A 16,895-nucleotide genomic window follows, 5' to 3' on the forward strand; every position below is an offset into this window, starting at 1 on the left:
GACCACCGGCTCCCCGTCGGCATCGCGGATCACGCCCGCCGGCGGCTCCCACTCCTCGAATGCCACACCCTCCCCGGTCATTCCCTCTTCGAACACCCGCACGACCCCATCGACGCCGCGCTTGATACTCACCGCATGCCCCCACTGCGGCGGCTGCCCATCGACACCCTCGAACACCAGCACCGCAACCACCGCGCCGCCGTCATGCGCCACCCGGTACCGCGCACCCGCCAACGAGGTGATGCTCTCGTCGAATCCGACGCCCACCACCCCGGGCGCATCCCGCAGCAACACACCGTTGGGCCCGGCGGTAAACCCGGCCAACCCGTCCGGCACCGGACGCCCGACCGCCGCCCACGCATTCCGTGCCGCGACGGGGAGACAGTTCTTGGGGCCGTCCGCATGGACATGGTCGGGTGACAACGGAACGGATGGAGTCACATCCGCAACCGCCGGGTCGCCGTCCCTCCGCGCAGCGGTCGGCCCGCCCATGGCGGCGACGCCGGCGCGGGTGGCGTAACCCGGTCCATCCACATCCAGCAGCGAGCTGGGCGAAGGTGCCGTCCCTCGCGGCCGCTCGAGATCGGCATCCCCGCGATACGGCGAGTACCAGTAGCCGATCCGATCGGCGGCAGCGAACACCCGTAGCGCGGTGTCGGTATCGGGTGAATCCGCCCCCGTCAGCACCTGGCTGACAACCCGCTTGCCACCGTCCACATTCGCGGCATCCGCCACGTCATCTTGGGTGGGCTGTTCACGGAATCGCCCGGGGACGAACTGTCCGTCGACGAACCTGGGCGCAATGAACCTGGTGCGGATGAATTCCGGGTCGATGGCGCGTTGAAGGCCCTCAGGAATGCGCACGCCGACCAGTGCCGCCGCGGCGAGTACCCGCTGTTCGGCTTCGGTGTAGACCGGGGTGCGGCGTCGAAGCACCCTGGACACGGTCGCGGGAGTCACTCCGGACAGACGTGAGATGTCGAGCTGGTTCGGCTTCCTGTTCACCTCGTCGCTCGTCACCGCCAGGAAGCATTGAGCAACCTCGATCACGTTCCCCGCCATCGGCACGGCTCGTTCGCCGGTATTCGGGGCGTTCAGCAGCTGCCATACCCGGCCACGGGTCACATTCGCCGGATCCATCTCCAGCAGCTCGGCCAGTTGCGTACGCAACGCCCATACCTGCTCGACATCGACGGGCTGTGCCGACGGCAGGTCCCCGGTGAAGACCGTTGGGAGCGAATCGTTTTCGGTGCCGGAGTCCGGGACTTGATCCATGTCCGCGGCGGCCGGATCTGCGCGACGAGCGACAGCCGCGAGCAACCGTTGCTGCGTTTGCCGGTCGGCCCGGTCACCCGAGAACGCGTCGCGCACCGCACTGGTGGTCCATTCCAGCTCCGTCGCGAGATCACCGACGAATTGCTCCGGCAGTTGAATACCGGACAGGACCTCCGGTGTCATCGGGAAGTCGAGGTCGATCGCTGCGGCCAGTACCGCCCGCAATCGTTGCGGCCCCACCCGGCGACCGTTGAAGACACTCGACACCGTCGCAACGCTGACCCCGGCCACCTGGGCGATCTGCGCGTAGGTCGGCCGTGGAGCAGACGGCAGGTCTGCCACCGCAGCCAGCAATTGCTGACGCAACTCCTCATGCCGGTTGTCCGCGTCCTGGCTCGAAAATGCGTCGCGCACCACATCTTCGGACACGTCGGCCGCCCGGGCCAGAGCCGCGACGAACGCGTCGTGCAGACGTATCCGGGACAACACCTCCCCAGATAGCGGAAAGCCGAGCCCAAACGCTGCGGCCAGCACCGCACGCAACCGTTCCGGACGCACCTCGCGACCATTGAAGACGTTGGCCACGGCCGCCTCGTTCACTCCGGCCAGCTCGGCGATCTGCCCGTAGGTCGGCCGATCGGGGGCCGGCGGCAGCTCGGTCACCGCAGCCAACAACCGCTCCCGCAACTGCACGTATCGAACGTCGATGGTCCGGCCCGCGAACACCGCACGCACAACGTCACCGGGTACATCGGCCGCCTCGGACAACGCCGCCACGAACTCATCGCGCAGATGAATCCGGGACAACACCTCGGGAGATAGCGGGAAGCCCAGCCGGATCGCGGCGGAAAGCACCGCTCGTGTCGTTTCCGCCGCCACCCAGACCCCGGTGAACGTCTCATGAGCCGCGCTGAGTGTGAGCCCCGCTTCCCGCGCCACCGACGAGTACGTCATACGGCGGGAGAGTTCCTGCCGGAGAGCGGATTCCGATAGCGATGAGCGATCGGTCATCCGTGCGGCCTGCAACACCCAGTGCCGCAGTTGCTCGTTCACATCCTGACCCGCGAACACCCGGCGCACGATCTCGTCGGATACCCCGACCTCGACCGCCAGGTCCGCGACACAGAGATCCGGCAGTTGGAACTGCGACAGGACACTCGCGGTCATCGGTACTCCGGCCCGGAAGGCTGCGGCAAGCACCACTCGCATCCTGTCCGGGAACACCGGTCTACCCGCGAAGGCGCTCCGCACCGTCCGGGTATCGACCCCAGCCAACCGAGCGACATCCGCAAACGACGGCTGCCTGGGCAGCAATCCGAGTCGCATGGCCGCATCACGCACCTGCATCCACGAGATCGCATCCACATCCCGGCCCGCGAACACCCGGTGCACGATCTCCGGCGGCACGCCGGCCGCATCGGCCAGATCTGCCGCGAACTGCTGCGGCAGTTGGATTTTGGCCAGCGCATCCGGGGTCAGCGGGTACCCGAGTATGGTCGCCGCTCGCAGCACCGACGTCATCGTCTCGGGCAGCACCCGTGCACCGTTGAACGCCTTGTGCACGACGCTGACGGCAACCCCCGCCTCCCGAGCCACCTCGGTCAGGGTGACCTTGCGTCGGGGCACGGGTCGGTTCCGGACCTCCTCGGGTACCGGGACACCGAGACGGTCTGCCGTCGCCAGTACACGCTGCCGCAGTTGCGGGTCCACATCCGCGTTCGCGAACACACGGACGACCGTGGAGTACGACACTCCGGCCTCCCGGGCGATATCGGCTTTGCCCAGCCGCCGCGGTGGTTGGGCCGGCGCAGGCGGAATCCGATCCACGAGTTCGGGTACGAGGGCGCGCATCGCCTCGATCACCCGAGCGCGCTGTTCCGGAGAAACCCACTGTCCGTTCCGCACACGGCGAACAGTGACCTTCGATGTCCCTGCCCTGCGCGCGATTTCACTGGTATTCCACCAAATCGGTGGTTGCAGAGCTGCTTCGGGAAGTTCGAAACCTATCCGCACAGCCGCATCGAGGACCGCGCGCCACGTGGCATGAGTGACACGATAGCCGTTGAGTACCCGGGCGACTTCCGTGGTGGATACGCCCGCCTCATCAGCCAATTGCGCTTGCGAGGGCGGCGACTGTGGCGGGGGCGCCAACAGCTCTGCCGGGAGCTCGATCCCGAGCCGGGCGGCCGCTGCGACGATCAACTCGTGAGTGCGTGCCGACACCCGCCCGCCCGCGAGCAGGTGACGCAGGGTGCCCCTTTCGACTCCGGCTTCCCGGGCAAGGGTCGTCCACTTGAACCTGGGCGTGAATGCGTATTTCGAGGCCACAGCACCGTCACGGAACTCGTATTCGAGCTCCCGCATCACAACCGATACACGCTCCCGCATCGTTTCGGGAACCGTTCCCGCACCGGAAACTTCGCGGGCCATCCGCCTTACGACGGTCACCGGCACTCGCGCACGACGTGACACCACAAACTCGGAAACCGGCTTCGGTAGTTGCTGTGGCTGCTCGACCTCCTCGGACAGTTCGAATCCGATGCGCTGCGCTGCCGCGACCACTTGCTCGTGCAGCCGCGGGCTGACCGCCTTCCTGTTCAGCACCAGAATGACGATGCTGAGCGGGACACCCGCAACACGTGCCACGTCTGTTGCCGTAGGCGGCGAACTCGGCGTGAAATCGATTGCGGTCGAACCGCTTTCATCGCCCTCTTCCATCGGTTCCCGCGGAACATCCGCGGCCGGACCCTGCTCCACGCCGGGCTCGGATGTCACAGTGCCGGGCCGGTCGCCGGCGAGCAGATCAACCAGCCGCGCCATCGCAACTCGCTTCACGCCGTACGCGGTATGCCGAGTCAGCATCAGTGCCCGGCTCGCGTCGAGAAGCGACTCATCATGCAAGATCGTCAGATAGCACATGGCCATCTGCTGCGGCCCGAGAAATGCGATGGCCTGCGCCAAAGTTGTGATATCGCCGGCAACGATCTGCGCGAGCTCCGGCGAGAGTCGCTCCATCACTTCTGCTACACGCCGGTCGTAATCCTGCCCCGGTTCGGGAAGCCGGCTCAGCCAGTCGTCGAAATCGACTACCGGCGGCTCGGGTGCCTCGAGGAGCGAAATCATCAAGTGGTCGCTAACGCGCGAGAGTAGCGATGCCTCGCCCGCATCTGCAAGGCCCAAGGTGTTCATAACCTGGCCTTGGGAAAGACCGCGCAAGAACCGGAGATTGCAATATTCGGCACTGCGGCCTGTCAGTCCCGCGACCGCATCTCGCAAACGAGCCAGGTCACCACCGATGGTATCCACTACTTCTGCAGGGAAACGATGGGTCACCAACAGGTTCAGTAATTCGTATTCCGGTGTGCCCGATGCCGGAAGGTCGTGCAGTGAGATCGGGAAGATCGCCATCAGGACATCTGCCAGTGCGCGCTTCGCGCTCTGGTCGAGCGCGGCCATGTCGGTGGCCCATCCGAGCTTCGCCACCAGAGGTTCCACCGTCTCCCGCGGAAGTGCCATGCCGACCCGTCGGCGCAGCCATTCCCGTTGTGGTCCACGGGAGATTCCGTTCAGTGCCTGCGTGATCAATGCTGGATGCGCCGACGCCACAGCCTGTGCGCGCATCGGTGCGTGGGCGGCGGTATCGGGATCGTCGCTCGACTCGTCTTCTCGCAGCCGGTCCAGAACCACGGCTCGAATGCGTTGGGCGATCCGGCGTTCCACCGCCATCGGCGCGATCTCGAGCAACCATTCACCGATGGCCTGCCCGGCGGGCGCGGTCCAGTTGTGCTGTGCCGCAGTGGCGAGCACGTCATCGGTGGCGGCACGCGCCAGGGGCGCTGCCTGCCGATCATTGAGCCGGCCCAGCACGTGCTGGAAGACCTGCTGTCCGAATATGCTCGCCAGACCTCGCAAAGCCTCTTGTCGCCGAGCGGGATCCGCAGCATCTCCAGCACGCACGACAGCCAGCAACTCGCCGACGTCGCCGCCGGACTTGCTGACGTAGAAGTCCTCGGTACTGGTGCGCACCACACCATCCGCATCCGCGAACTCCACCCGCTGACCACGGGCATCGAGGAACATACCGAACACCACATGCTCGTCTGCCTCCCGCGACGGCACGAAATTCGGCTGGAACACCCCCATACCCGGATCACGCTTCTCGATCCGAACCCGCCCATCCGCATCCACCCTGCGAACCAGCGAATACGCATGCCCCACATCGCCATGCGCACCGGTGCCATCGACATGCGTCGGATCGAGCACCAGCAGGACCACCTCGGCCTCGGGCACGACCATGTCACGGGGGTCGCCCTCCGGATCGATGCCCTTGCGCCACGCCCTGTCCGGATCGATGCCCTGGTTCGCGGCATCGACCCGCCAACCCCAGTCCGCCAACCGCGAAACAGCCTCACCGATATTCGCGAAAGCCTGCTTGGGCCCACCCAACTTCTCTTCGATAACGCTGACCCGCATACCCGCGAGCCCAGCGGTGAACCCACCCAGATCATCGCGGCCCGTCACCACACCGATGTCGCGCATCGTCAACGGACCACACTGATTATCCGCATGCGGCCGGCGCGGGTCCGGGTGCACGTAGGCCGTATCGCCTTCGTCGGCGGGCGCATCGCCGCGCACTTGCGCCAGCGACGGCTGGAGACCGGCCATGGTGTCCCGGTTGACCGCGTGCGCCAGTGCCCAGTCCGCCATCGTCCTGGCGTAATCGCCGCCGTCGAGGCCGTGCGAGAAGGCATACACGATCCTCGACGGATCGGTCAGCGGCAGCGAACGATCTCGTCCCCCGGTTGCGGCGCCTTCGGCAAATGCCTCCAGGTCGTTCAGCTTTCCGCGTTTACCTTTTTCGAAGGCATAACGCGGCAGCCGCTGCAGCCAAGTGGGGAAGTCCTCGTCCACGCGCAGGACCGGATGGCGCCGATAAACGTGGTAGGCGTTGCGGAGTTCCTTGCGGAGCGTGCCGCGGGCGGTCAGTTGGAGAGCCTGGTCGACGGCATGCAAGAACTCGTGGACCAGATAGCCGGTGATCGGCTTACCCGGCAACTTGCCCCACACACCCTTCGCTTGCGCCTCCCGCACGGCCTTCGCGGTCAATCTCCGCTCGGTGACGATTCGTCGATCGACAGAGATATCGGAGAAGACCTGCCCGCCCGCCGACATGAGACGCCACAGGGCGCGGGGGGCACGGTCCTCTTTGCTGCCGAAGACGGGGGTCCTGGCATCAACAGCACGCATGCCTTCCTCATCGAGGAGACGTATTTCAGTGAGGGTGTGTGTTCCGCGGTATTCCGCAAACAGCTCGCGCAGGGTGTGATCGAAGGTCACCAGGGCGTCGAGAGGAACATCCGAGTACTCCCAACCCGTCAACTGGACTCCGTGATCTTCCCGGAGCTTGATGACCACTGCTCGTTTTTCTCGGTAGTCGTGTGCGGCGAGGACTCGCGCCGCCTCACGCACCGAGTCACGATGCACCACAAAACGATCCACGGCCTCGGGTTGTGCGTCGGTTCCGAGGGCCTCGCGCAGGTTGCGCAGCGGCTCGCGCCGATTCTCCACCGCGACAGCATGATTCGTCAGCAACCGATGCTGTTCCGGCGCATCCTCCGGCCGCACGGCACCGAGCTCCTCGAGTCGGCGGATCATGGCACCGACCTCGTGGTAATGCATGGTCGTCGCCCAGAGCTCAGCCGAGAGGGCGGCGCCGGAGGCCCCCTGCATGTCCAGACGGCGCCGCACGGTTTCCAATGCCTGCTCGTATTGATGCGACTGCAGATACTTCACGGCGGCATTCGCCTTGCGCGCCGTCTCGGTCAACTCGACGAGCGCTTGGTCTTGTTCGGCGATCAACTCCTCATATGTCGTCCGGAACTCTGCCGGAATGACGACCAGTTCGCGGGGCTCCTCAGCGGGTGTCGACTGCTCCGATACCGGATCTGCGGTTCCGTCACCGACCCATGGCAGCGCCTGCCGCTGCTCGTCCGGCGCGCGGTTCTCCTCGGCAGCCCTGCTGGCACGTGCGGTGGCGAGTATGACCGCCACATCGTCGTCCATGCGGGCACCGATGCGGACGTTGCGGAAGTCCCGGCCCGCCACCGCAGCCGACTCACCGTTCGGGCCCAATGCCCGCGCGGCGACACCGCCGGGCAGCAGCTCCATACCACCCAGACGCGCGACCCGATCCGGCGGGATCCAGTTCTCGAACGCTGTCTCCGCACCGTTCTCGACCACCATCACCTGCCGGCGTTCGGCATCCCACTTCACACATACCGCGTGCGCGCCGACCTCGTTCTCGTTCGTGAAGCCCTCGAACGCCATAACAGCGACGATCGCGCCCTTGTTCGCGAGCACACGGTGGTAGAGCTCATCCCACGAGTAGAAGCCGTTGTCGTGCCAGTCCGCGCCGACAATTCCCGCCGCATCCGCCGCTGCCACACCGTCCGGGCCCGCGACAAGACCCGCCAAACCGGCAGGCATTGTCCCGCCTACCGCAGCCCACGCTGCCCGCGCTGCCTCCGGCAAGCAGTTCTTCGGCCCGTCGGCCAGCAGGTGTTCGAGCCCGCCCGGACGCTGGTAGTCCCCGGTGGCATCGGCGGTCGTTTCCTGCGGGTGCAGATCGGACAAACCGGCACGCAGCGCCGCGTCGAGCCGATCGATCTCGGCGAGCGCCGCGGCGTAATCGACTGCGGCATCGAGCATCTCGCCGGTCGTCAGGGCCTGCATGGCCAAGAACTCCAGCTCGACGTCGTGCTGTCCGGTTTCGGGATCGGTCAGCGGGCCCGTCCCACTGGGTTGATACACCATCTGGTGGATCAAGGCGATCGGCAGCGAGTGGTGCTCGTCGGTCTCCGGCGCCTCGATACCCATATCCCGAGCGATTTTCCGGTTCAGCTCACGGGCGAGGTCACGTTGGAGTTGGTACCGTCTCTTGCGCAGCTCCGTGGGTACCTCGGCGGTGAAATTCCAGTAACCGTGCTTGCCCTTGGACAGCTCTCGCAGCGTTAGTTCGGCCTTCTCGCTGCGGCTCGCCGCCGCGTGGCGACGGCGAGCCAAGTCCGTGAGCTCGCTCGCCTGCTGGTCCAGCGCAGCCGCCCGCGCGGCGTGACGCCGATAGTCGTAGGCAAGCTCGAACAACTTGCCGAGCGAGCCACGGCGACGGCCCCAGCTGCTTCTCCACGCGTCGAGCAGTGTGGACGACTCCTCCAATGCGGTGCTCAACACGTCTTCGTCACGCGGGTACCGGGCCAGATGCTCGGCCCGCCGAGCATCGAATACCGCTTCGGTTACCGCTGCCCGGGAATGGGCCCGGCGCTGTTCCGCCTGCAGTACGACGATGCCGCCAATCCGGGCGACTGCGTCCAGCAGCCTGGTGATATCCGTGATCGCCTTCGCCGGATCGGTGACATACGGCCGTATCCCCAACTCCATCAGCCGTGGGTCGGCCAGGCGTTCGCCCTCACGACGGAGCTCATCCACCGCGGCGGCGTCCAGGGTCTCCGCGTCGAGATCCCGAATCGCCATGTCGAGGCGGATTCGTACACCGTTATCCGACAGCGCCCCTGGTAGTTCGGCGCGATCTTCCGCCGCGATATCGGCGAGCCTGGCCAGCGAATCACTCAATACGACTCGGGCGCTCGGGTTCTCGGCGGCCGGTCCGAGCGCGGCCTCGATCGCTCGATCGAACTTGCTGGTGAGCTCCTGCAGTCGCGCATCCCGCTGTTCGACCGTCTCGGCATACGCGAGCACTGCCTGGCAGTCCTCGAATGCCACTGCGAGCTCGTACTTTTGCTGCTCTCGCTCCGGATCCCGGGTCCGCACTTTGTTCGACAACGGGTCCGGCGTCAGCGATTCCAGCTCGTCGACGCGCATGTTCGCCGGATCACTGCCCAGCAACTCCTGCAGCCGCTCACGGGTCTCGTCGTAGCGGGCCCGCACCTTCGCCAAGGTCTCCTGCGCTACCCGCATACTCGGGCGCATGCAATAGAAGTCCGTAATGTCCCGGTCCCGGACAATCTCCATTTCCGGGATCGTGTCTTCGGTCTTCTGGACAAGCCCCGCCAATTCGCCTAGGCCCGCAATCCGATCGGCCATCTCCCGCACCGAGGCAGCCGAATCCAGCCTCATTTCGTAGCGCGTATATGCGTCGGCAAGTTCGTCTTCCAACACATCGATACGGCGGGCCCTGAGGGTGTACCGATCGATTTCCGCGATCTTCTCCATCACCTCGAAAAGGCGGAAGAAATCGACCGCAAGGTCTTTCACCGTCTGGGTGAATTCGACGGACCCCAGCACTTTGCCGACCTCTTCATGCACCCGCGCCTGGTCGGTCAAATGCCGCTCGGCGATTTTCACCTGCTCGGCCAGCTCTTGCCGCAGGTTGGTGAGCTCTTGCTCGAATGCGCTCCGGGTCTCCGATTTCGGGTTCAGCAACTGCGAGCCCCGGTCACCGAATGGGGCTACCAGATCGCGGAACTCTTGATGCAGCTCGGCGAGCCGTTTGTCGTCGTGGCGGCGCAGTTCGACCAGAGCCGGTGTCAGCTGGGGAGCGACAACCGGTGTGGCCCTGATCTTTCCGCGCAACAACTGTGCCAGGCGTTCCCGGAAGCCTGGTTGAGGCGCGTCGGTGCGGAGCGATTGCGCCGGCGTTCCCGGTTCCGCAGTGCCGGACTTGCCGACATAGAAGTCCTCGGTGCTGGTACTTACCACACCATCGGCGTCGGCGACCACCACCCGCTGCCCACGCGGATCAAGGAACATGCCGTACACCGGATGCCCAGTCGACTCCGCCGACGGCACGAAATTGGGCTGGAACACACCCATACCCGGATCACGCTTCTCGATACGGACATCTCCATCCGCATCCACCCGACGCACCAACCAATACGCATGCCCGATATCACCATGCGCACCGCTGCCATCCGTATGCGTCGGATCGAATACCAGAAGCCCCACCTCGGCCTCGGGCTCAACCATGTACCGGGGGTCACCCGGCGCATCAATACCCTTGCGCCACGCCCTCTTCGGATCGATCCCCTGATTCTCCGCATCGGTCCGCCAACCGAAAGCCTCCAACCGCGCAACAGCCGTATCGATATCGGCGAAAGCCTGCTTGAGCCCGCCCATCTTCTCTTCGATGACGCTGACCCGCATACCGCCGAGCCCGGCAGTGAACCCGCCGAGATCATCCCGGCCGGTCTCCTCACCGATGTCCTGCATCGTCAACGGACCACACTGGTTGTCCGCATGCGGCCAGTGTGTTTGTGGACGTTGATAATCCGCGTAGCTCTCGCCGTGTAGACCGGACAGTTGGTCGCCTACCTCCGCGGCCGGCCGCAGGACTCCGCGGGCGGCGCGGTTGGCCTGGTGCGCTTGCTCCCAATTCGCCATGGTCTTCGCGAACACCGCCGGGTCGAGTCGATGCGACATTGCATACGCAACCCGTGACGGGTGCAGCAACGGCAGCGTCCGGTCGAGCGCACCGCCGGCACTGCCTTCCGCCAGCATCTCGAGCGGCTTGAACTCCTTGATCCAACTTCCATCGGCGATCTTGCGGAAGCGGGCATATTTCGGCGCTGCCTTCCGCAGCCAGCCAGCGATGTCGGGGTTCGGATGCACCAACGAGCGGTTTCGGTATTCAGTGAGGGCCGCTTCCAACCCTCTTGTCATGGCAGCGCCGTCCAGGTAATTGATCCCGTGGAACCGATCCACAGCATGGATGAATTCATGCCGCAGGAGGTGGGCTACCAAGGACCTTGCCGACCGGCTGAACCAGCCAACATTCTGATTCTTCCGCAGGGTTTTCTCGGACCATTCCCGATCGACCAACGCCCGGCGGTCGATCTCGATGACCGAATAGAAATCAGGGCTGTCCTTCTCGTGACTGGTCCCAGGGGAATACGTCACTGCCAAATCCCCGGCGAGCGTGCTTGCTTCAACGAAGCGAATCTCCCGAAGATTGTGCCTACCACCATATTCCGCGATCAGCGCACGCAATTCGCGATCGGCGTCGGCCAAAGCATCCAGATTCGCGTCTTCCCATCCGAGCAACCGAACATGCTGATCGTCATATAGTTTCTCGACGATCTTTCGGCAGGCTTCGAACGGCGATCCAGCCCCCTCGTCACCATCGACGAGGCCGCGGGTGGATTCATCCCGGTCGCGGGACTCTTCGAAATACGCCCAGACCTCGCCGTGCGACTCGACCCCCGACCTGGTAGCAGCCAGCAGTGACCGGTGCACCTCCTCACCCACCGCCGCAGCACTGTGCTGCGGAATTGCCCAAGCCCCATCCGCGTATTCGACTTGCCCAAGTGGACGGTACTGATCGCATTCGACGGACACCTGCAGCGATCGGACATCGGCATCTTCGGAGAATCGCACCTGCAATCGCATGGTCGGCCGAAGCAGAGCCTGGTTGTCCGGGACCGTCCGCTGTCCTTCGAGGCGAACGAATTCCTGAGTTCGAGTGAACTCGTCAGCGGCGCCCTCCTGCCAGATTTCCGATTCCTCAGGGAAGTCCGCGATGAACTGCAGCACTTCACGTCCAGCGCTGCGCGCTGTCTCCATTGCCGCCGCGATCTTGTCCTCGTCACGCCAGCCGAACGCCCGCAGCCTGGCCCCCAACCCGCGGACAGCCTTGTCCAGTAACTGCCCCTGCCCCCAGCCGAACAGCACTGTCTGGTCACGTTCGGCGAACAAGCCCTCGACAAGCGAGTCCCAGTCCACGCTCGGATCCAGAGTGTCGACGCGACTTTCCCGCACCGTGTCGTGCACGGCGATGGCGCGGTCGATCTCTCTGATCTCTGCCGTCAAACTGACGTATTGCGCGGCCGAGGAGTGCAGTTCGCCGTGAATGGACTCGGGAATTTCGCCCTGCAAGCGGGCAACTTCGGCGGTAAATCGTTCCTCCGACCGCAGCGCGGTCAGGTCGATCTCCGTGGCCCCCGCGGCTTCGGCGGCGGCAGCAGCAGCCTGTAGCTTCTGGTGCTGGCGCGTCCATTCAGCCACGCGCTCTGCGTGAGCATTCAGCAGTCGGTATCGCCACGGGGCCGTATGCGAGGAGCCAGCCAGTTCCTCGAGCCGGTGGACCACGGAGTTGAGCTCGTGATAACGAAGGGTCGCCGCGCGCAACTCGGTGTCATAGCGGGCGGAGTCGAGGACCCCCTGTTCGCCCATCCGGCGTCGTGAGGCCGTCAGCTCCTCGTCGAATCGATCCGACGACAAAGCATCGACGTTGGCGTCGATCCTGGCAGCCAGTTTCGCCAGATCCGCTGCGGCACCGGCACGTTCGGAAATCACCTGCCGATAGGTGGACAGGAATTTCTCCGGAATCGTGTCCAGCGCGCCGGCCTCCCCGGACGCGGCCGTTGCAGCTCTGCCCTTTCCTCGGAAGACTCGCGCCAGACGTCTGCGCCAACCGGGTTGAGATTCACCGTCGCCGACCGCTCCCGACTGCTCGCGCGCCGGCACGCCCGTGCCGTCGCCGACCTCGGGCAGCTCCTGCCCAGCCCGGCCCCGCCATTGCCGCCCGATCCGGGTCTTCGGCATGTCGCGGCCCGCGACCGCCGACCCCGGCACATGCTCGACCGCCGGGCGGCCGTCGCCGTGACGCAGGATGGCGTAGGTCTGCCGCACATCGGCCTTACGCTGCCCGCGGACGTGGTCGTAGGTGATGCCGATGGGTTCCGGGCGCTGAATCTTGTTGCGCTGCACCGGGTTTTCCCAGGTCCAGTCGCGGACCTTCACCGTCTTGCCGTCCTCGGCGACATACATTTCGTAGGTGTGCGAGCCCACGACGTCGGGGTTCTCGGGGTCGAAACCGAGGTATTCGTCGGTCACCGCGGCGGTCGCACCCGGTCCCATGGTGAGCAGTTCGTCGGCGATCTTGTCGTGTACGGTGCGGCCGCCGTCCGGGTCGGCGTGGAAACCGCCCGGATGCCAGCCGGCGCGAAGCAGCTCCGCGTATTCGTCGGCCGTGCGGCCGTGCAGGCCGGGCGCATCCACCGGCGCCGGAACCCGGTCCGGCCACCGACGATGTTGGGACCAGGCCACATTCGTGCTGCAGTTCGCCGGATTGCCCTCCAAGGCGTATTCGATCAGCGGCACCTCGAAGGAAGTGTCCGGAATCCGGTAGGCGGCCAGGTCCGCGCGGTCCACCTGCTCGAAATCGCCCCAGTCGATATCGACATCTGCGAACAGGGACCGTGCCAGCGTCCGATCCCGCGCGGTGTTGGTCAGATCCATGCCCTCGGGCAGTGCCAGGACCTCCACCCACGGCAGGGATACTTTCAGCGCCCTGCGAGTCTGCAACAGACTGTTGATGTCGTAGAGCAACCTCTGCGAGGTGGCAATGTCGACGCCGTCCGCACCGAAGTACACGACCGTCGCATGCCTGCGCTGGGAGTCGCTGTCGCGCGCGTTCTCATCGAAGTTGGCCGCGGCGTGGCGCAATCCGTCTGCCAGCGAGCCATTGGTGACATGTCCTGCCACCGTGACAGTGACGCGGGTGGCGGTGTCGACGTCACCGAACGCGACCATCAGCCGGCGGTCGGTCCCGGTCAAACCGAGTGAAAGCACATGGACCGGTGGGTGGCCGGGCAACGTGGCGGCCAGCTCTTCGGCTTGGATCAACTCCGCCAGCCGCTGCCGCAGCTCGATCAACATGGCGCTGTCGCTTGCGGACAGCCCGGAATCCGCCGCTGCCAACGACTCCAGCCGGAACAGCTCGCGCTGGAGCAACCTCCGATTGGCACGGTCGCGCCATCGCGCGGCGACTCCCCGCTCATACCGCGAATCGACGATCAGCTCCGGCTTCCCTTCGACCAGAGTCCAGCGGTCGTCCCAGGTCAGCTTCCGCCAGATCGTCGCTATTTCCTCCGGCCGCAGGCGCCAGCCGGGGGCGCCGAAATTCTGTTCCCAGATGAGATCGGACCGCGTCAGCGCTGTGGGATCCACCAGGTCATCCGGCAAAACCTGCCGTTGCGCAACGCTATTCGCGGTGTCGCCGCCCTGCGGTGGGGTTCGATCTGTCCGGCGCGGTACCTCCGGGCGCAGGTAACCCTCGACGCGCCGGTGTGTTTCCTGCTCGAATTCTGCACGGTAGCCGTCGAACCGCTCGTGCTCGAATGCGGCACGCGTCAGGGCCTTGTCGGCGTCATCCACCACGACGATGCGGATCTGCGGCTCGGCGGCATTCTCCCGGCCCGCACGAACCCTGGCGTCCTCGACCAGCGAAACCAGGTCGCGGGCCAGCCGTTGCGGGTCGGTTCCCTGCCACACCACCGCGGCACGCCGGAGATCCGGGCGACGCTGCGGCAAACCATCCTGCAGGCCGAGCTCATGAGTGGCGTGGCGCAGGCCGGTGCGCATCGCATCGGGCGTCGGATCCGCTGCCGTGACGAACACGGTGATCTCGTCGGCGGTGCCCACCTCGCCGATCGACACGAATGAGCGTTCCTCCGAGACACTTTCACCCAGCGGGAGCGCGATCGGCAGCAGCGGCCGTTCCGGTTCGGTCAGCCGGCCGCCCCGGTTCAATGCCGCCAGGAAAGCGCGCAGACGTGCCACCTGCGTCGACTCGAATGCGTCGAGCCGATCGTTCATCGCGCGCGCGAACAGCCGCATCACCGCATCGGCACGGAAGGTATCCAGGATGCCGTCGGTGCCGGCGACCAGGTCCGCGGCGGCCTGGGCGAGCGCGCGGCGTTGAGCCGATGGCAACTCCTGCCACAGTGCCGCCACCACATCCGCTGTGTCACTATGGCGTTCCAGCCCCACCCTCGCCAGATCGACCGGAGCGGCGTCGGCCGGGGCGTCTTCGTAGTCCGACAGTACGAACGCCGCAGGCGCCGGGTCCACGCCACGCGGCGCTTCCGCCACGGTGACGTTGCCGTCCAGCTGCGGCTCTGCCTCCCGCGTCACGACGGCCCCGTCACCGTCGCCGATCAGTACGATCTGCGGCTGCCGGTCACCGATGGCGGCGGTCAGGTGTGCTACCAGTGCGTCGGCGTCCAGGCCCACCAGATCCACGTCATGTGGCGCCCGGCCGTGATCGGCATGGTCGTGATCGATGGGCAGGGTCGCGATCATCGCCACCGACCCGCGCCACACCTGTTCGGCGGCAAAGAAATCGACGAGCGACCGGGTAATCGTGCCGATATCGCCATCGTTGTGCGCGGTGCGCGCCGCGTAGCCGAGGACGGTGTCCGCGGTGGCCGGGTCTCCGAATTGGAGCACGATCCGGCCGCGGCTACCGTCCTCAGTCGTGCCGTCATAGGACCGGACGTACACCGGCGTCGTCACGTGACTGGCGTCGAGACGCATTGTCAGCGCGCCGAAAGCCAGGAACGCCGCGCGCACCTCGACCCGGCGCTGCACCTCCTCGGGGGGTGCCGGTGTGCTCCTGGATTGCAGCTGCCGCAGGTCGCGATGGGTTCGGTCCAGGGCTGCGTCCAGCGCTTCGGGTTCCCTGGACCCCAGATTCCCACGCTTGCCGAAGCCACGCCTGAGCGCCACGACCGACTTCTCACCGTCGGCCAGCGGGGTTTGGGCGGTATGCCTCTCCTTCGTGACGACACCGTCCCCGGCCGTCGCGCGCTTCATGACGATGCCTTCAACGGCCTTCACATGCTGTGGCTGGTCCCACTCCTCGAAGGTGCAGTGGACGATTCCGTCCTTGCCCTTTTCGTAGACCATCACCTGGCCGTCGTCCGCCATGTACATGAGGAAGACGTGCCCGCCGACCGCACGCCGCCTGCGCCCGGCGTACTGCACCGCGCCATACACCGCGCCGCCATGATCGCGCACATGTTCGGCGATCGCGGCGACGGAATCGAATCCCTCTGCGCGCCAGTCCGCGTGCGCCGCCTCGGCGAACTCACCCCACCCCATGCCGGCGACCGCGATCCGCGGGTCGTCCAGGGCGGGCGGGCTCACCTGGTGCCCCAGCTGCTGCCGGCCGAAGTGCAGCACGGCCGGACCGCAGTTGAACGGCCCTTCGCCTGCCAGGTGGTGTTGCGCGGCAACGGTTCGCGGCTTGGCGACCACCTCGGAGTCGGCGCTAACGGAATCGATCGGCTGCTGCGGCACCCATCCGGCCAGCGGTCGTATCGACGGGCGCGGACCGTCGGCGCCCGCATGCGGCACGGTCGGATCGATGTAGACGATGTGGTGTGCCTGATCGATCACGATCAGCTCACGCAGGCCGCGGATCGGCTTGCGGCGCAACTGGTCACCGATCTGTTCCGCGCTGACGCTCGTATCGGAAAGGTTGACGATGATCCGGTCGGCCTGCTCCTCGTTCACCTTCTCCCACACCCGGTACATGACGTTGCGGAGTTTGCTGGTGGTGGGGGCGTAATGATCGAAGATCCGGCCCTCGATGCGGTAATCGGGGTTCTTGGGGCCGGGCACATCCGGGTTCTGCTCGACGTCGTAACCGAGCTGGGCGAGCAGCTGAGCGGCCTCGTTCTCCCGCTCCAATTGCTGACGGCCGATCGCATCGGTCGTGTTGACCTGGGTGCGCCGCCCGGTCGGCGCGCGCAATGGATCGGGTTCCGCGGATGGCAGGGTAACGGCCGGCCGATCTGCGGACGCACCGTCACCGACCCATG

At 65.9% G+C, this 16,895-nt stretch carries 1 protein-coding gene (running past both ends of the window); it reads right to left on the minus strand.

The whole window is internal to a LacI family DNA-binding transcriptional regulator gene (locus tag ACQPYR_RS34725; protein ID WP_433635445.1) on the minus strand: the coding sequence, 118,200 nt in all, runs 64,374 nt past the left edge and 36,931 nt past the right edge, and what appears here is coding positions 36,932-53,826, spanning codon 12,311 (partial) through codon 17,942 (complete); the first complete codon in reading order (the gene reads right to left) occupies positions 16,891-16,893. Both codon boundaries (start and stop) fall beyond the window edges.

It is taken from the genome of Nocardia sp. CA-120079 (assembly GCF_050955745.1).
Classification (GTDB): domain Bacteria; phylum Actinomycetota; class Actinomycetes; order Mycobacteriales; family Mycobacteriaceae; genus Nocardia.